This window comes from Streptomyces sp. (assembly GCF_035644915.1).
In the GTDB taxonomy this organism is placed as follows: domain Bacteria; phylum Actinomycetota; class Actinomycetes; order Streptomycetales; family Streptomycetaceae; genus Streptomyces.
The window spans coordinates 1-17,156 of the sequence record NZ_DASQNP010000142.1; the positions used below are offsets into that span (position 1 = coordinate 1).

The 17,156-nt window shown below is 72.8% G+C and carries 16 protein-coding genes and 1 tRNA gene; 4 read left to right on the top strand and 13 right to left on the bottom strand.

The window, feature by feature from the left end:
• Nucleotides 1–341: 341 nt before the first annotated feature.
• Nucleotides 342–413: transfer RNA gene (locus VE546_RS16055), tRNA-Val, on the bottom strand.
• 184 nt (nt 414–597) lie between these two features.
• Between VE546_RS16055 and VE546_RS16060 the strand changes: the two genes are divergently transcribed.
• From VE546_RS16060 to VE546_RS16070, 3 genes are all read left to right on the top strand, one after another.
• A complete protein-coding gene (locus VE546_RS16060; protein WP_324922810.1) occupies nt 598–1,374 on the top strand; it encodes a DUF4097 family beta strand repeat-containing protein in 777 nt (258 codons plus the stop codon).
• Nucleotides 1,375–1,460: 86 nt separating this feature from the next.
• Complete coding sequence (locus VE546_RS16065) at nt 1,461–2,717, top strand: hypothetical protein (RefSeq protein ID WP_324922849.1); 1,257 nt, start codon at nt 1,461–1,463, stop codon at nt 2,715–2,717.
• Nucleotides 2,718–2,775: 58 nt separating this feature from the next.
• On the top strand, nt 2,776–3,009 hold the full coding sequence (locus tag VE546_RS16070; RefSeq protein WP_324922811.1) for a zinc ribbon domain-containing protein: 234 nt from the start codon (nt 2,776–2,778) through the stop codon (nt 3,007–3,009).
• 47 nt (nt 3,010–3,056) lie between these two features.
• On the opposite strand, the gene VE546_RS16075 is transcribed toward VE546_RS16070, so the two are convergent.
• From VE546_RS16075 to VE546_RS16100, 6 genes are all read right to left on the bottom strand, one after another.
• Nucleotides 3,057–5,210, bottom strand: a complete 2,154-nt coding sequence (locus tag VE546_RS16075) for an MMPL family transporter (RefSeq protein WP_324922812.1) — start codon at nt 5,208–5,210, stop codon at nt 3,057–3,059.
• A gap of 27 nt (nt 5,211–5,237) precedes the next feature.
• Nucleotides 5,238–5,786: a helix-turn-helix domain-containing protein gene (locus VE546_RS16080; RefSeq protein ID WP_324922813.1), complete on the bottom strand. Its 549-nt coding sequence runs from the start codon at nt 5,784–5,786 to the stop codon at nt 5,238–5,240.
• Between the two features lie 173 nt (nt 5,787–5,959).
• Nucleotides 5,960–6,631 (bottom strand): O-methyltransferase, encoded by a 672-nt coding sequence (locus tag VE546_RS16085; RefSeq protein WP_324922814.1) that lies wholly within the window; start codon nt 6,629–6,631, stop codon nt 5,960–5,962.
• Between the two features lie 14 nt (nt 6,632–6,645).
• Nucleotides 6,646–7,479: an HAD family hydrolase gene (locus VE546_RS16090; RefSeq protein WP_324922815.1), complete on the bottom strand. Its 834-nt coding sequence runs from the start codon at nt 7,477–7,479 to the stop codon at nt 6,646–6,648.
• Entirely contained in the window at nt 7,476–9,941 is a 2,466-nt protein-coding gene (locus VE546_RS16095) for a phosphoribosyltransferase (RefSeq protein ID WP_324922817.1), read from the bottom strand. Before VE546_RS16095 ends, VE546_RS16090 begins: the two co-directional genes overlap by 4 nt.
• A gap of 113 nt (nt 9,942–10,054) precedes the next feature.
• Nucleotides 10,055–11,212 (bottom strand): HpcH/HpaI aldolase/citrate lyase family protein, encoded by a 1,158-nt coding sequence (locus VE546_RS16100; RefSeq protein WP_324922818.1) that lies wholly within the window; start codon nt 11,210–11,212, stop codon nt 10,055–10,057.
• Nucleotides 11,213–11,399: 187 nt separating this feature from the next.
• Between VE546_RS16100 and VE546_RS16105 the strand changes: the two genes are divergently transcribed.
• Nucleotides 11,400–12,359, top strand: a complete 960-nt coding sequence (locus tag VE546_RS16105; RefSeq protein ID WP_324922820.1) for a TerD family protein — start codon at nt 11,400–11,402, stop codon at nt 12,357–12,359.
• 67 nt (nt 12,360–12,426) lie between these two features.
• Here VE546_RS16105 and VE546_RS16110 read toward each other — a convergent pair whose 3' ends face one another.
• The 6 genes from VE546_RS16110 to VE546_RS16135 form a co-directional block, all read right to left on the bottom strand.
• Nucleotides 12,427–13,185 (bottom strand): Tellurium resistance, encoded by a 759-nt coding sequence (locus tag VE546_RS16110; protein WP_324922822.1) that lies wholly within the window; start codon nt 13,183–13,185, stop codon nt 12,427–12,429.
• 127 nt (nt 13,186–13,312) lie between these two features.
• Nucleotides 13,313–14,461, bottom strand: a complete 1,149-nt coding sequence (locus tag VE546_RS16115; RefSeq protein WP_324922824.1) for a DUF475 domain-containing protein — start codon at nt 14,459–14,461, stop codon at nt 13,313–13,315.
• 74 nt (nt 14,462–14,535) lie between these two features.
• Nucleotides 14,536–15,111 (bottom strand): TerD family protein, encoded by a 576-nt coding sequence (locus VE546_RS16120; RefSeq protein ID WP_324922825.1) that lies wholly within the window; start codon nt 15,109–15,111, stop codon nt 14,536–14,538.
• Nucleotides 15,112–15,286: 175 nt separating this feature from the next.
• A complete protein-coding gene (locus VE546_RS16125; RefSeq protein ID WP_324922827.1) occupies nt 15,287–15,862 on the bottom strand; it encodes a TerD family protein in 576 nt (191 codons plus the stop codon).
• A gap of 103 nt (nt 15,863–15,965) precedes the next feature.
• Nucleotides 15,966–16,424 carry a peroxiredoxin gene (locus tag VE546_RS16130; protein WP_324922828.1) on the bottom strand — a complete coding sequence of 153 codons (459 nt, stop codon included), beginning with the start codon at nt 16,422–16,424 and terminating at the stop codon, nt 15,966–15,968.
• 102 nt (nt 16,425–16,526) lie between these two features.
• Nucleotides 16,527–16,967 carry a DUF3052 domain-containing protein gene (locus tag VE546_RS16135; RefSeq protein WP_324922830.1) on the bottom strand — a complete coding sequence of 147 codons (441 nt, stop codon included), beginning with the start codon at nt 16,965–16,967 and terminating at the stop codon, nt 16,527–16,529.
• Nucleotides 16,968–17,156 lie beyond the last annotated feature (189 nt).

The window sequence follows — 17,156 nt, forward strand, 5'->3', positions numbered from 1 at the left end:
CTCGCGCCGCCCGATGTCGAGAGGATCTACGCCGTGGCCAGGAATCGCCGCACGTGGGAGAGGGCTTGATCACTCCCTCCGACGAAGGCCGTGCATGACGGCTGGATGCGGTGGATGAGGCGGAGAAACCTGCAACGGTTCTGACCTGCCGGCTGTGGCCCTGCCCGGTCGGCACTCCCGCGACGATCCTCTCGGCGGCCGGATCCAGAGGGTGATGTGGACTCCGGGTGGACTTTCCGGCACGTAGGCGGCACGGCGGCGCAGCACCGCCGTGAAAGGCAGAGGCCCAGGTCTCCGGGTTTCACCCGCTGACCTGGGCCTTTCGTGTGTCCTGCTGCCGGTGGGCGCAGACGGGTTCGAACCGCCGACATCTGCCTTGTAAGGGCAGCGCTCTACCGCTGAGCTATGCGCCCGGAGGACATGGAGTCACAGCGTACCCTGCCGCGCGGCCCGCGCCGCAAACCCCCGGGGTGGGCGGGGGGTAGCCCCACCACCGGTCCGGTGGTGTGCGGGATGCCGCGGCGGGGGTGGTGGTCCCTACGGTCGGGGAGCGGCCGCACCGAGCCCCCTTCCCGACCGGATACGGAGAACGAGCCGATGACCACCGAAACCCGTCGCAGTACCGTCCGCGCCCTGTGCGCCGTCGCCCTCGCGGTCGTGGTCACCGCCGGGGCGGCCGGGTGCGTGGACGCCGAGGACGCCACGCCCGAGCACCGGAGCTTCCGGGTCGGCGAGGGGGTGCGGACGCTGACCGTCGAGGTCGACGACTCGCCGCTGGAGCTGGTGCCGGCGGACCGCGCGGACGTACGGGTCACCCGCTGGTTCGCCGGGGTCGCCTACGGGGGCAGCACGGGCGCCAAGTGGTCCCCGAAGGGCGGCACGCTCGCCTTGGGCCCGGACTGCAAGGGGCCCGCAAGCTGTGACCTGCGGCACCGGGTGGAGGTGCCGCGCGGGATGGCGGTGCGGGTCGAGAGCGACAACGGCGACGTCACCGCCCGCGGTTTCCGCAGCGCGCTCACGATCGCCGCGGACAACGGGAAGGTCCGCGTCCGGGACTCCTCCGGGCCGCTGGAGCTCAGCGGCGACAACGGTTCCGTCGAGGCCACCGGCATCGGCTCCCGCCGGGTCACCGCCGAGGTGGACAACGGCGGGCTGAAGCTGGCCCTGACCCGTGTTCCGGAGCGGGTCGAGGCCCGCGGCCACAACGGCTCGGTCACCGTCGAGCTGCCCCGCGCCGCGTACCGGGTGGACGCCGGTGCGGACAACGGCCGCGCCCGGGTGGAGGTGCCCCGGGACGACAGCGGCGAGCGCACCGTCAGCGCCCACAGCGACAACGGCGACGTGACGGTGCGGACCGCGGGCGCCGCGCGCTGATCAGCCCCGTGTGTTCGCCGAGGCCGGGTGGGAGAATGGCAGCCGGGCCGGCGAGCGCGTACGGGGAGAGGACACACGTGGCGGCGATGAACGGCGGCGCACGCCGCTGGGGCTGGGGAGGCGGCGGTCGTGCCGAGGGCCTGCGGGCCGAGGCCCAGGCCGCCAAGGACGCGGCGGCCACCGCGTTCTACGAGCTGGACACCGCGCAGCGCGATCTGCGGATCTCCATAGAGACCCTGGCCGCCGTCGACGACTCCCCCGCCGCCCGCCGCGCCGTCGCCGGCTTCGCCGACTTCGGACGACGGATCGACCAGGTCAGCCACGACTACATCAAGGCCGTGGACGCGTACGACCTGGACCGGGACGACCTGGACGCCGCCACCGCCTCCCTCGCCCGGCAGGCCCTGACCGAGGCCAGGAACGAGCTGGAGCGCACCCGCGGGGACCTGGAGCGGTTCGGGCAGGGGCTCGGTCCGCTGCTGGAGAAGGCCGAGAGCCAACTGGCCCGGCTCGCGCCCGCCGTGGAGCGGGCCCGGCAGGGGCTGCTCGCCGCGACGAACGCGCTCGACGCCGTACGCGCCTCGGGCCTGCGGGCGGACGACCTGGCCGCCCGGCTGGCCGCCCTCTCCCCCGAGCTGACCAAGCTGAACGAGGGCGCCGGCCGCCACGGCGTGCGGGAGACGATCCAGCGGGCCGACCGCGTCCTGCGCGAGGCGGAGGCCATCCGCGAGGAGGCCGAGCGGCTGCCGGAGCGGGTCGCCGAGATCGACCGGCGGATCAGTTCCCTGCGCACCCGGGCCCAGGCGCTGCAGACCCGGGCGGGCACCGTCGGGCCGGTGCTCAGCGAGCTGCGGCGGCGGTTCGCCGTGGCGTGCTGGGAGGACCTCCAGCAGGTGCCCGACCAGGCCGGGCGCGCGGTGCGGCAGGCGGAGGAGAAGCTGGCCGAGGCGCGCAGAGCGCGTCAGGAGCAGCGGTGGGCGGACGCCACCGCGCGGCTGTCGACGGTGCGGGCGCTGCTGAACGACGCCGACGAGGCGGTCTCGGCCGCCGGCGAGCGGCTGCGGCGGCTGAACGAGGTCTCCTCCGACCACAGCGGGGAGGTGGAGCGGGTGCGGTTCGCCATCCGCGACGCCCAGCGGCTGGCGATGGCCGGGCGCACCCACCCCGACCCCCGGCACGCCGGCCCGCTGGACGCGGCGGTGGCACGGCTGGACCGGGCCGTGGCGGGGCTGACCGGGCGGCACCCGGACTGGTGGCACTTCCTGACGGAGCTGGACGCCATCCGGGAGTCGGTGGCGCAGGTGGTGCACGGCATCCGCCAGGAACGCGCCGCGGGCGGCTGACCGTTTCCGGTTCCTCAGGGCTGACCTGCGGCTATGCCGTCTTGGCTATGCTGCCTCCATGCCTCGTTACGACTTCCGCTGCCGCGCCTGCGGCACCACGTTCGAGCTGAATCGTCCGATGGCCGAGTCCGGTGCGCCCGCGACCTGCCCGGAGGGCCACGACGACACCGTGAAGCTGCTGTCCACGGTGGCCGTGGGCGGCAGTGCTTCCCGGGGTGATTCCCGGGGTGCCTCCGCCCCGGCGCCGGGCGGCGGGGGCGGAGGCTGCTGCGGGGGCGGCTGCTGCGGCTGACCGGCGGGCGGTACGGTCCGGCCGGGGCCGGTCCGGCCCGCCCCGGGTCAGACCCCGGTGGGTTCCTCCTGCCCGCGGGGAGCGGACCGCTTCCGCAGGCTCTCGCCCTCGATGTCGAGGTCGGGCAGGATCCGGTCGACCGGGCGGGGCAGCTTCCAGGCGGCGCGGCCGAGCAGGGACATCACGGCCGGCACCAGGGTCATGCGGACGACGAACGCGTCGATGAGCACGCCGACGGCCAGGGCGAACCCGATGGACTTGATGATCGGGTCGTCCATGAACACGAAGCCGCCGAAGACCGCCGTCATGATCAGCGCGGCGGCGGTGACGACCCGGGCGTTGTGCCCGACGCCGTTGACCGTGGCCTGCTGGGCGGTGTCGCCGTGGACGAAGTCCTCCCGCATCCGGGAGACCAGGAACACCTCGTAGTCCATGGCCAGGCCGAACAGGATGCCGATCAGGAGGATCGGCAGGAAGCTCACCAGCGGTCCCGGGGTGTCGACGCCGACCAGTCCGGCCAGGTGGCCCTGCTGGAAGATCGCCACGGTGATGCCGAAGGTGGCGCCGACGGTGAGCAGGAAGCCCAGCGCCGCCTTCAGGGGCACCAGGATCGAGCGGAAGACCAGCATCAGCAGCAGGACGGACAGGCCGACCACGAGCAGCAGGTAGACCGGCATGGCGTCCGCGAGCTTCTCGGAGACGTCGATGCCCAGGGCCGTGGCGCCGGTCAGGGCGACGTCGGCGCCCTCGACCCCGGCCACACGGTCGCGTATGGCGTGGACGGCGTCCTCGGTGGCGGCGTCGGTGGGGCCGGCCTCGGGGATGATCGCCAGCAGCACGGTGGTGCCCCGCTCGTTCGGCTGCGGCGGCGCGACGGCGAGCACGCCCTCGGTCTTCCGGATCAGCTCCGCGGCCTCCCCGGCCGCCGCGCCGGTGGCGCGGGCGTCGTCGCCGGAGACGACGGCTATCAGGCGGCCGTTGAAGCCCGGCCCGAATCCCTCGCTGGTCAGGTCGTAGGCCTCGCGGGCCGGGGAGCCGGTGGCGGCGGTGCCGGCGTCGGGCAGCGCCAGGCGCATGTCCTGGACGGGCAGGGCGAGCGCGCCCAGGCCCAGGATTCCGGCGAGGAGGATCGGCACGCGCAGGCGGGTGGCGATCCGGCCCCAGCGGAAGCCGAAGCCCTCCCGTGCCGGCTCCGCGGCCCCGCCGGTGCGCTGCTTGCGGGGCAGGATCCTCTGGCCGGCGAAGCCCAGGACGGCGGGCAGCAGGGTGAGGGCGACCAGCACGGCGACGGCGACGGTGCCCGCCGCGGCCAGGCCCATGACGCTCAGGAAGGGGATGCCGACCACGGACAGTCCGGCCAGGGCGATGACGACGGTGGCTCCGGCGAAGACGACGGCCGAACCGGCGGTTCCGGTCGCGCGTCCGACCGCCTCCTCGGCCTCCAGGCCCTCGGCGAGGTACTGGCGGTAGCGGGAGGTGATGAACAGCGAGTAGTCGATGCCGACGGCCAGGCCCAGCATCAGCGCCAGGATGGGCGCGGTGCTGGTCAGTTCCACGGCTCCGCTGAGGGAGTACAGCCCGGCCATGCCCGCCGCGACGCCGATCAGCGCGTTCAGCAGGGTCATGCCGGCGGCCACCAGGGAGCCGAAGGTGATGACGAGGACCACCGCGGCGACCAGGACGCCGAGCGCCTCGGTGGAGCCGACCTCCACCTCGTTCCTCATGACCTCGCCGCCGTGCTCGACCCGCAGCCCCTCGGCGTCCGCGCCGACCCGCTCGTACGCCGCGCGCTGGGCGTCGGTGATCTCGTCCGCGCCCCTGTCGAACTGGACCTGGACCAGGGCGTAGCGGCCGTCCCGGGAGACGGAGCGGGCCTTGAAGGGGTCCGTGGCGGCGACCACGCCGGGCACGTCCGCGGCCTCCCGGACCACCGGCGCGACCGCGGCGGGGTCGAGCCTGCGCCCCTCGGGCGCGGCGATGACGATGGTGCCGGTGGCGCCGCTGGCCTGCGGGAACTCCCGTTCCAGCGAGTCCAGCGCCCGCTGGGACTCGGTGCCCGGCATCGCGAACTTGTCGGTGGTGGGGCCGCTGAAGGCGGCGGCCGCCCCGCCCAGCAGGGCGAGGAGGAGCAGCCAGACCGCGGCTGTCCGCCCTCGTCGGCGGAAGGAGAACCGGCCGAGCCGGTACAGCAGGGTCGCCATGGCGAGAGTCGTCTTTCCTTCGGGGGATCAGCGGGGGGTGTGGCCGAGGGTGCGCAGCGCGCCGCGGACCATCTCGTCGCGCAGCACCTCGTCCGGCACCTGGAGGTCGCTGGCGCACGTCACGAAGACGGCTCCGAGGACCATGTGCGCGCGGACCCGGGCCTCCGGCTCGGCCGAGCGGCCGGCCAGCGCGTCCACCAGCCGGTCCGCCATCTCGGCGACGCCGGCCAGCACGGGCCGGTTGGTCATCTCGGTGACGTCCTGGAAGAGGACCTTGACCTCGCGCCGGAAGCGCAGCGCGAGGTCGACGTATCCGGTGACGGCCGCCTCCACGGCCCGGTCGCCCTCCAGGCCGGCCAGCCGGGCGTCCAGTTGGGCGAGTCCCTCACCGGCCGGGGCCAGCAGTTCGGTGAGGATCGCCTCCTTGTTGGTGAAGTGGTAGAGCAGGGATGCCTTCGAGCAGCCCACCACGGTGGCGATGTCGTGCAGCGACGTGCCCCGGTAGCCGCAGGTGGCGAAGAGCTGGAGCGCCGCTTCGAGGATCTGTCCGCGCATCGCGGAGGCCGTACGCGCCATGCCCTCACCGTAACTGTCCGATCGGTCAGCTCTGACCGATCGGACAGGCGAAGGGCGTGAGCTGCCTCACAACGGCGTTCCTCGCGGGTGGCGGCGATCTCACCGGGGCCGCGCCGGGGCGGTGTCCCGGGACGGGACGAGGATCCCGCCGCGGGCGGTCCGGGGCGGTACGGCTAGCGCTTGCGCGCCAGCGTCACTCCGTCGGCGACCGTCAGCATGATCGCCTCGGTGCGCTCGTCGGCGGCCACGTGGTCGTTGAAGGCGCGGATCGCGGCGGCGGAGCCGGTGGCGTCCGGGTCGGCGACCTCGCCGTGGAAGAGCACGTTGTCCGCGACGACGAGCCCGCCCGGCCGCAGCCGCGGCACCACTTCCTCCCAGTAGTCGATGTAGTTCCCCTTGTCCGCGTCCAGGTAGACCAGGTCGATCCCCGGCTCGGCGGGCAGGGCCCGCAGGGTCTCCAGCGCGGGGGCGATGCGCAGGTCGATGCGGTCCGCGACCCCGGCCCTGGCCCACGCCTCGCGCCCGTGGGCCGTCCACTCCTCGGAGACGTCGCAGGCGATCAGCGTGCCGTCCGCGGGAAGGGCCAGGGCCATGGCGAGGGCGGAGAAGCCGGTGAAGGTGCCGATCTCCACCACGCGGCGGGCGCCGATCAGCCGGACCAGGAAGGCCAGCAGCGGCCCCTGTTCCTGGGCGGACTGCATGGTGGCCTGCTCGGGGTAGCGGCTGTGCGTGAGGTCCACCAGGTCCCGCAGCACGGGGTGGAGCGGCGGGTTGTGGTCGAGGACGTACCGGTAGAGCTCGGCGGTCCGGGGCGGGCGCTTGTCGCGGGGTGCCGGCGGTGTCATACCGGCATCCTCACTCAGGCCCGGCCGGTGTGCAGCAGCATCTCCCGTACGACGCGCTCCCCGGCGGCCACCCCGCGCTCGGGCAGGGCGGTGATGTGCGGGGCGGTCCAGCCGAGGTCGGCCAGTTCGCCGTGGCCGGGGCGCCAGCCGGTGTCGGCGGCCAGCAGCAGGTCGGCGTCGAGGAGGGAGTCCCCGGCGGCCAGGACGCGCCCGGCGCCGGTGCGGCGGACGATCTCGGCGACGGCGGCGCTCTTGGTGAGCGGGCGGGGCACGGCGTAGACCTTGCGGCCCTGGAGGGAGACCGTCCAGCCGCGCGGCCCGGCCCAGTCGCCCAGCTCCTTGACCCAGGCGCGGGGCAGGCGGTCGCGGTCCACGACGAGGTAGGCGAACAGGTCCTCGGCGACGCGTTCCTTCAGCAGCCAGTCGGGGTCGGCGTCGGCCAGCATGCGGGCGCGGACCTCCTCCAGGGAGGCGCAGTCGGCGGCCAGGGCGCGCCGCACCCGGGCGTGCCAGCCGGGGTCGGACTCGCCGTCCACCAGCAGGTGGCCGCCGTTGGCGCAGATCGCGAAGGGCGGGGGCGGGCCGGGCAGGTGGACGCGCCGGTACTGCTCGCGGGTGCGGGTGGTGGTGGGGACGAAGACGGCCCGCCGGGCCAGCTCGGCCAGCAGCGCGGCGGCGGCCTCGGTGAGGTACGACAGCGGCCTGGAGCGGTAGACCTCCACGCACAGCAGGCGCGGGGCCCGCTCGTCGGGCACGGTCAGGCCCAGGGCGGCGGCGGAGTAGATCAGGGTGCGGTCCAGGTCGCTGGCGACCACCGTCGCGCAGGGGCCGGGCACCGGGGCGGTCACCGGGCGGCCCGTCCGTCGGCGCCGGTGGCGCCGCGCGTGTAGCGGGGGTGGATCAGGCCCACGCAGGAGTACGGCAGGTCGTCGACCTCCTCGACGGGCACGCCGCGCTGCTCGGCGAGCAGCCGGATGTGGTCCAGGTCGGCGCCCGCCCCGCGCCGGGCGAGCACGCGCCAGGGGACGCGGCGCAGCAGCACCCGGGTGGTCTCGCCGACGCCGGGCTTGACCAGGTTGGCGTCCCCGATGCCGTACTCCTCGCTGATCCGCTCCACGGCCCGCCAGCCCGCCCAGGTGGGGGTGCGGTCGGCGGCGAGCAGGTGCCGTACGTCGTCGGCCACCTCGGCGCGGACCTGCTCGAAGCGGCCGGTGACGGTGTCCAGGAAGAGGTGGGAGACGTCCGAGCCGGCCAGTTCGCGGTAGAACTTCGCGCCGTGGAAGTCGTCGGGCCCGACCAGGTCGGCGCGGAGGACCGTGCGCGAGACCAGGCCGGAGACGGTGGAGTTGAGGCAGGCCGACGGAACGAGGAAGTCCTCGCGGGTGCCGTAGGTGCGCACGCAGCCGCCGGGGTCGGCCAGGACGGCGAGTTCGGGGTCGAAGCCGGGGAAGGGGCGCAGCGCCTCGGTGAGTTCGCGGGTGATGGCGCCCTTGCCGGTCCAGCCGTCCACGAAGACCACGTCGGACGGGTCGTGGTGGGCGGCGAGCCAGCGCAGGGCGGTGGTGTCGATGCCGCGGCCACGGACGATGGAGACGGCGTAGTGCGGCAGGTCCAGGCCGTGGACGTGCCGCGCCCAGCGGCGCATCAGCACCCCGACGGGCGTGCCGGCGCGCGCGAGGGAGACCAGGACGATGGTGCGCCCCCGTTCGGCGAGGAGCGTCTCGGTGACCGTGCCGACCGCGCGGGCGATGCGGGCCGCGGAGGCGTCCAGGGCCTGGTGGAACAGCCGCTGGTACTCCTCGCTGGGCTGGTACTCCACCGGAAGCGACTCGGCGTAGTGGGCGCCGCCGCTCTGGATGGCCTCCTCGCGCTCCTCGGTGGGCGCCTCCAGGTGGACGCCGGAGAGGTCCTGCAGCAGCCAGCCGACGTCCTCGGCGGCGTAGGAGGAGAACGCGGGGCCGCGCAGCGGGGCGGGCAGCGGCCGGTGGGAGGGCACGACGGCGAGCAGCACCCGGCCGGTGTGGGCGGCCAGGTGGGCCAGCAGGCCGTCGGGGGCGTGCAGGGCGGGGGTGTCGGCGGCGGAGTCCACGACGGCCACCACGGCGTCGAAACCCTGGCCGGCGACGTTGTACGCGTAGCGCGGGCCCGCTTCGGCGGCGGGACTGTCGGCGGGGCCGGCGGCGGAATCGGCGGCGGGGTCGTCGTGGGCGGGGAAGACCAGCCGGGTGCGTATCGCGTAGCCGGGCTCGTCGACCGCCAGGACCGGCGAGCGGGTGGTGGTGGAGTAGCGGACCTCCGCGCCGGTGGCCCCGGTGAGGGCGTCGGCCAGCCGCAGCGGCACGTACATCAGCTCCTCGCAGCCCAGCACGAGCACCCGGCGCGCCCCGTCCGGCAGTTCGGCGGCGATCCGGTCGGCCATCGCCGGCAGCGCGGCCTCCAGCCGGGTGCGGTGGGCGGGGGTGAAGCCGTGCCGGCCGCCGTCGGGGAGGCCCAGCGGCCAGCCCAGGTCGACGCGCCGCACCTCGTACGGCCCGGCGGCGGGCTCCGGCGGCGGGCTGTCATGGGCCTCGACCAGGGCGCGGCCGCGCTCCAGCACGTCGCCGGGGAGGTGGACGGTGCCGGTGGCGAGGGCCACCACGTCGATGCGGGCGCCGAGTTCGGCGGCGAACTTCTCCAGCCGGGCGCGGTCGGCCTCGCCGCGCAGGTCGGTCAGCGCGACGATCACGTAGCGTCCGCGCGGGAAGGCGCGGTGCAGGGCGGTGATGGTGTTGAGGACGGTGGTGCCGGTGGAGAACTCGTCGTCCACCAGCACCAGCGGCCCGTCCCCGGCCAGCAGCCCCGGGTCCTCGGGCAGCAGCAGGTGGGAGGTGGCGTGGGAGTGCTCCTCCTCGAAGCCGCCCACCGGCTCCACGCCGGGGACGGCGCGGCGCGTGGAGTGCAGGTAGGGGACGGTGCCCAGGCCGTCGGCGACGCTGTGGCCGAGCCCGGTGGCGGTCTCGGCGTAGCCGAGCACGACCGCGCGGTCGGCGTCCTGCCCCAGCAGTGCGCGGACCCGTTCGCCCAGACCGAGCCCGGTGCCGTAGACGATCCCGGGGTGCTGCGGGACGTGCTTGCCCAGCACCTGGGAGACCAGCAGGTGGGCCCGCCGCGGATTGCGGCGCAGGGCCAGGCCCAGCAGGTCGCGCAGTCCGTCCTCCTGGTCCGGCCGGGCCTCCAGCCGGACGCCCAGCCGCCGTGCGACCCACTCCCCCGGCCAGCGTCCCGCGCCGTCCGTCCTGCCGTCCGCCGCGCCGTCCGTCTCCCGCGTCACCGTGCCGTGCCCCTCGCCGTAGTCGTCGTGATCTTCATTGTGATCATCGCCGTGACCACCATTGTGATCACCGCCGCGATCGCCGTCCCGGTCGCCGTCCGTGCGGTCGCCGCTCACGTGGTCGCCGCCAGCAGTTCGACGAAGCCCACGCCCTCGCGGGCGACGCCGAAGGCCTCGGCCCGCAGCAGGGTGCGCTCGGCCCAGGCCCGGTGCGGCTTCACCTCGTTCATCTTGTTGGTGTACGCGGACCGCAGGACGCCGCCGCCGTTGCGCTCGGGACGCAGGATGTCCGTGGCGTCGCTGAACTCCTCGTGGCTGACCACGGACAGGGCGTGCACGGGGGCGACGTGCGAGGGGTGTATGCAGGTCTTGCCCAGCAGACCGTTGGCCCGGTCCAGGTCGATCTCGCGCAGCAGTCCGTCCATGTCGTGCTCGATCAGGGCGGCGCGCAGCTCCTCGGCGCGGCCGGTGAACGGGCTGCTGCGGAGCTGCGGTTTGAACATCCGCTCCTGGACCCGGAAGTACTCCCACACGGGCCCGGTGACGGTGAAGCCGGTGCCGTCGGCACGGCCGAGCACGTTGACCACGTCGGCGATGACCGAGGCGACGATCTGGACGTCGTAGGCGGTCATCTCGGGGCTGCGGCGCAGTCCGTACGCGGAGCAGAAGTCGGTCACGCCGAGGCGGAGCGCCAGGACGCGGTCGCGGTACTTGTCGACGGTCCGGGCTATCCCGGTGAGCGTCTCCCCGCGCGTCTCCAGGTGCAGCAGCTCGGGGGATTCCAGGACCGGCATGGCGAAAAGCCGCCGTCCGCAGGCGGTTTCGGCGGCGGCGAGCGCCTCCAGGAAGGGAATGCCGCGTTCCTCGGTGAACTTGGGCAGCACGAAACCGGACAGCAGGCGGACGGAGGGGCCCAGGCGCCGTACCAGGCCGGTGATCTGCGCGGGTTGGCGGACGCGGATGAACAGCAGCGGCATCTCGCCGGAGTCGGACGCGGCCAGTTCGGCGAACTGTCTGACCAGGTTCTCCTCCGCGTCGACCACGTCGGCGTCGTCGATGGAGTCCTCCAGGCAGAGCACCATGGAGACCACCCCCCGCCGTGCCTGCTTGCGGATGTCGTCGGCGAGCCGCGGGCGGTTTGCCGGGCTGTAGAGGGTGGCCCCGAGGGCCACCGAGAGCAGCCGGGCCGGGGAGTCCGGGGAGAACTCGACCGGTTCCCGGTGGAACAGCTCGCGCCGGACACTCGGCGGAAGGTGTCCGAAATGCCGCATAGACCCCCCGTTACATCGCCGTTCCCGCATATCGCCAGCGAGATCCGGCCATTCATCTGACGTACAGCACGCAAGAGCGTGGCTCAAAAGTTACCCGAACACATGAACAGAACATTACCCACGCGCAAACCCGGGGTGCCGATGCTCCCGCGTTGTCCCGGCGGGCCGCGACAGGCAGGATGGCGTCATGACGCACGCGATGTTGAAGGGGTCGAACATCCCGCTCCACGCGACGGCCGTGCGCGCCGTGCTGCGCTGGACACCGGGCACGGGCGTGCGCGACGTCGACGCCTCCGCACTCCTGCTGGGCCAGGACGGACGCGTGCGCTCCGACGAGGACTTCGTCTTCTACAACCAGCCCCGGCATCCCTCCGGACTGGTCCGGTACCTGCCGAAGAGGCGCGAGCCGGAGGGGCTGACCGACTCCGTCGAGGTGGACCTCGGCGGACTCGACCGGTCCGTGGAACGGGTGCTGCTGGCGGCCTCGGCGGACGGCGGCACCTTCGCGGACGTGCGCGACCTGGTGCTGCTCCTGGTGGACACCGGCAGCGGCGAGACGGTCGCGCGGTTCGAGGTCCGCCCGGAGACGGGCTCGGAGACGGCGCTGATCTGCGGCGAGCTGTACCGGCGCGGGGACGGCTGGAAGTTCCGCGCGCTGGGCCAGGGGTACGACACCGGGCTGATCGCGCTGGCCACGGAGTTCGGGATCTCGGTGGAGGAGGGCGCGGCGGCGTCCGGGGAGCCGAGGCAGACGGTCCCGCAGCCGCCTGCGGAGCCGGACGTGCCCGAGCCGGAGCCGGTGCCCGAGCCCCGGCCAGAACCCCACCCCGAACCGCGGCCCTTCCCCGAGCCCGAGCCCCGGCCCGAACCCCAGCCAGAGCCGCAGCCCCGCCCCGAGCCCGCGGCCGCGGCGCATCCGACGGCGCCGGTGCCGTCCCGGCCGCCCCAGCCCGCGTACGGCTACCCGCAGCCGCCGGTCCAGCCGCCACCGCGCCCTCAGCAGCCGGCGTACGGCTATCCGCACGTGCCGCCGCCCCCGCCGGGGCCGCCGCCGCACCCGTCGGCCCGGCCCGCGTACGGCTATCCGCACCAGCCCGACCCGGCCTTCACGCTGCCGCCGCAGGGGCCGCAGTTCCTGGGACGCTAGGCGGGCCCGGACCGCCGGACCGTTTCCGGGCCCGCCGGAATCCCGGGCGGACCGGAACGGCGGCCGGTCACGCCCGGCTGGCCTTCTTGTAGCCGCGGCCCCACTGCAGGCCCCAGCCGTAGAGCCGGTCCAGCTCGGACTGGAAGCCGTAGACGTAGCGGACCTCGCGGCGCACCACGAGGTGCCCCTTGTTGTCGTGCTCGATCAGCAGCACCGCGCACGAGCGGGCCTCCGGGGCGCGCTCGTCGAGGCCGATCTCGATGCGGGGGCCGCTGCTGGGGATCAGCGTGACCACGGCGTGCGTACGGTCGAACGCCGGGGTGCCGTCGTAGATGTAGACGAAGACGAGCAGTCGTTTGATCTCGTCCTTGTGGTCGAGGTTGACGTAGATGGTCTCGCCCGACGAGCCGCCGAACCGGTCGTCGCCGCTGAGTTTGACGTACGGCGGTGCGTTGATCTCCCCCAACAGGCCGCCGAGCGACTGGACCACGCCCTTGGAGCCGTCCTTGAGCTCGTACAGGCAGGCCAGGTCGAGGTCCACCTTCACCATGCCCTGGGTGTGCCCCTGCACCGGCTCGGGCTTGAACATCCGCAGCGGATTGCGCAGCAGACCGCCGTCGCGCCGCGGCCGTCCGTCGAAGTCGGACGACCGCATCCGCCAGGAGAGGTTGATCTGCAGGTGGCCGCTGTCGGCGCCCTGCCTGGTGAGCGAGACCGCCGAGTGCCGTCTGGTCAGCTCCATCGCGTACGTCGTCGGGCCGCCGACGGTGTCGAACCTCGGGCCCCTGCGCATGCCGCTGCGCCAGTTCTCCCACAGGGAGACCATGCTTCCTACCCCCACTCCCGGCCGGGCCGTCCGCTGCCGCTCCTACCGCGCTCCTACCGCCGCGGGGCGGCCACGCGGATCCACCGCGTGGCCGCCCCGCACAGAGCGTTCCGCAATCGGGCCGCCGTCACACGCCGGAGCGGATTTCCGGCTTCTCCGCCGTGGCGCCGCCCTCCCCGCCGCTCTTGGCGTCGGCGCGGTTGTGCCGCACCGAGGTCCAGAAGGCCGCGCCGATCAGGGCCACGCCGATCAGGCCGGTGACGACCTCGTTGACGTGCCACCTGATGGTGACCAGCAGCAGCAGGCCCAGGGCGCCGATGGCGTAGTGGGCGCCGTGCTCCAGGTAGCGGTACTCGTCCAGCGTGCCCTGGCGCACCAGGTAGACGGTGAGGGACCGGACGTACATCGCGCCGATGCCCAGGCCGAGCGCGATGATGACCGGGTCGTTGGTGATGGCGAAGGCGCCGATGACCCCGTCGAAGGAGAAGGAGGCGTCCAGGACCTCCAGGTAGAGGAACATGAAGAACGCGGCCTTGCCCGCGAGCAGGACCACCGAGGGTTCCTTGCCGGCCCGCCGGGCGGCCTCCTCGGCCTCGTGCTCCTGCTCCTCCTCCTCTTCGATCTTGTTCTCGAAGTGGCTGGAGAGCCCGTTGACCACGAGGTAGGTGAGCAGGCCGGCGATGCCGGAGAGGAAGACCGTGCCGGACTTGTCGGCGTGGCCCTCGTAGAGGACGGCGTGGGCTCCCAGGACGGTGCCCGCCACCAGCAGGGTGGTCAGGGCGATGATCACGGACAGGCCCTCGACGGCGCCGAGGCGGGACACCGGACGCTCCAGCCACTTGATCCAGTGGATGTCGCGATCCTCGTCGAACATGAAGTTGAGGAAGATCATCAACAGGAACATGCCGCCGAAGGACGCGATCGCCGGGTGGGCGTCGGTGACCAGTTGCTCGTACCGCTCCTGGTCGTTCAGCGCCAGGTCGACCGCCTCGATCGGCCCCAACTGGGCCGATACGGAGACGATCACGATGGGGAAGACCAGACGCATGCCGAAGACGGCGATCAGGATGCCGATGGTGAGGAAGATCTTCTGCCAGAAGGCGTTCATCTTCTTCAGCACACCGGCGTTGACGACCGCGTTGTCGAACGACAGCGAGATCTCCAGGATGGAGAGGATTCCCACAAGGGCGAACGCCTCCCACCCCCCGAAAAAGTAGGCGGCGACGAGTCCGGCGGCCGTGACACCGAAGGACCAGCCGAAAGTTCTCAGAACCACTGGCTACCCAATCTTCTCTCTCGTGGGAATCCCCCCGCCCCCGTGTGCGGTGGGGCCGCTGTGCGCGGTCCGCTTTACGAAACGTTTACTCCGAAGTCTAGGGCGATGCCCCGCAGACCCGACGCATACCCCTGGCCAACGGCCCGGAACTTCCACTCGCCCCCGTACCGGTACAGCTCGCCGAAGATCATGGCGGTCTCGGAGGAGGCGTCCTCGCTCAGGTCGTAGCGCGCCAGCTCGTTGCCGTCGGCCTGGTTGACCACCCTGATGTAGGCGTCGGCGACCTGGCCGAAGCTCTGGCGCCGGACGTCGGCGTCGTGGATCGACACCGCGAAGACCACCTTGTCGGCGTGCTGGGGCACCTGGGTGAGGTCCACCAGGATCGTCTCGTCGTCGCCGCCCGTGCCGCCGACCAGTTCGTCGCCGGTGTGCTCGACCGAGCCGTCGGGGCTCTTGAGGTTGTTGTAGAAGACGAAGTACTCGTCGCCGAGCACGCGACCGTTCCCGCACAGCAGCGCGCTGGCGTCCAGGTCGAAGTCGGCGCCCGTGGTGGAGCGGGCCTTCCAGCCCAGACCCACCTGGACCCGGGTCAGGTTCGGTGCGGCCTTCGAGAGGGAGACATTGCCCCCCTTGGCGAGCGTGACGCCCATGATGCTGCTTCCTCTCCCGATGTGTTGCGCCCAGTGTTGCCAAACCACCCGGCGCCGCACACCTCCGGAACGCGGAAGTCTGCGGCGCCGGGAAGTGCCGAGATCAGGCGGGGCCGGACGGCCCGGGCCGGCCGCGTACGGCGGCCGGCGGGGGTCGTACGTCGAGCGTCGGACGTCAGACGTTGACGCCGAAGTCCTGCGCGATGCCGCGCAGGCCCGAGGCGTAGCCCTGGCCGATGGCACGGAACTTCCACTCGGCGCCGTGGCGGTACAGCTCGCCGAAGACCATGGCCGTCTCGGTGGAGGCGTCCTCGCTCAGGTCGTAGCGGGCCAGCTCCTTGCCGTCGGCCTGGTTGACCACGCGGATGTAGGCGTTGCGCACCTGGCCGAAGCTCTGCTGGCGGGCCTCGGCCTCGTAGATCGACACCGGGAACACGATCTTCGCGACGTCCGCCGGCACCGCGGCGAGGTTCACCTTGATGACCTCGTCGTCGCCCTCCCCCTCACCGGTGAGGTTGTCGCCGGTGTGCTCGACCGAGCCGTCGGGGCTCTTGAGGTTGTTGAAGAAGACGAAGTTCTGGTCGTTGGCGACCTTCCCCTCGGCGTTCGTCAGCAGTGCGCTGGCGTCCAGGTCGAAGTCCGCGCCCGTGGTGGTGCGGGCGTCCCAGCCGAGACCGACGATCACGGCGGTCAGGTTGGGGGCTTCCTTGGTCAGCGAGACGTTGCCGCCCTTGCTGAGGCTGACTCCCACGAGTCCTCCTGGTTGTTCGTAAGGAGCACTGCGTGCCCCCCGTATCGGATGCCGTTGGATAACGAGTCGATCCTAGTGATCGGTTCCCCGCCCATGCAGGGACTTACAGGCTTTCGAGAGCCTTTGCGTACTCGTTCGGATCGCGCGCGTCGGGCAGCGCGTTGACCACCGTCCAGCGCACCACTCCGTCCTTGTCGATGACGAAGGTGCCGCGCAGCGCGCAGCCCTTCTCCTCGTCGAGGACGCCGTACGCCCGCGCGGTCTCGCCGTGCGGCCAGAAGTCCGACAGCAGCGGGTAGTCCAGGCCCTCCTGTTCGGCGAAGACGCGCAGCGAGAAGGGCGAGTCGCACGAGACGGCCAGGAGCTGGACGTCGTCGTTGACGAAGCGGGGCAGCTCGTCGCGGAGGGCGCACAGCTCGCCGGTGCACACGCCGGTGAAGGCGAAGGGGTAGAAGAGCAGGACGACGTTCTTCCGTCCCCTGAAGTCCGCGAGCCGCACGGTCTCGCCGTGCTGGTTCCGCAGTTCGAACTCCGGGGCCTTGGTGCCCACCTCGATCGCCATGAACGCTTTCCCTTCGGGTTGGGTGTCGGCATCCAACCCTACGAGCGAGCCCCCGTGCGGCGGGTGCCGTACGGGGGCTCGGGCGGATCGGGGCCGCGCGGGTCAGCGCTTGCCGGTGCGGGCCGTCTTGGGGGTGACCAGCCGGTTGCCGGTCCAGTCCTTGCCCGCGTTGACGGTGCTGGTCTGGGCCAGACCCGCGGTCTGGGCCGCCTCACCGATCTCGCTCGGCTCGACGTAACCGGGCCGGCCGGTCTTCGGCGTCATCAGCCAGACCGGGGCACCGTCCTCGATCAACGTGATGGCGTCCACCAGCGCGTCCGTCAGGTCGCCGTCGTCCTCGCGGAACCACAGGACCACGGCGTCGGCCATGTCGTCGTAGTCTTCGCCGACCAGCTCCTGGCCCGTGATGGCCTCGATTCCCTCACGGAGGGCCTGCTCGGCGTCGTCGTCGTAACCGAGCTCCTGGACCACCTGTCCGGGCTGGAAACCCAGCCTTGCGGCGGGGTTGGTCCGCTCCTCCGCGTGGTCCGCGGTCGCGCTCACGGATTGCCTCCTGTCGTCTTTCGAAAGTACGGGTGCCCGCGCAGGTGCGCGGAGCATTGGGCGTAGTCCACACGGGCGGGACCGTTCGCGCAAGTACCCGGCCGCTGATCCCGCCCAAACGTTGACTTGTCGCCGCACACCGCCTGAACCAGCGTGATGCACGGCACAGCCGTATGCCTATTTTGCCCC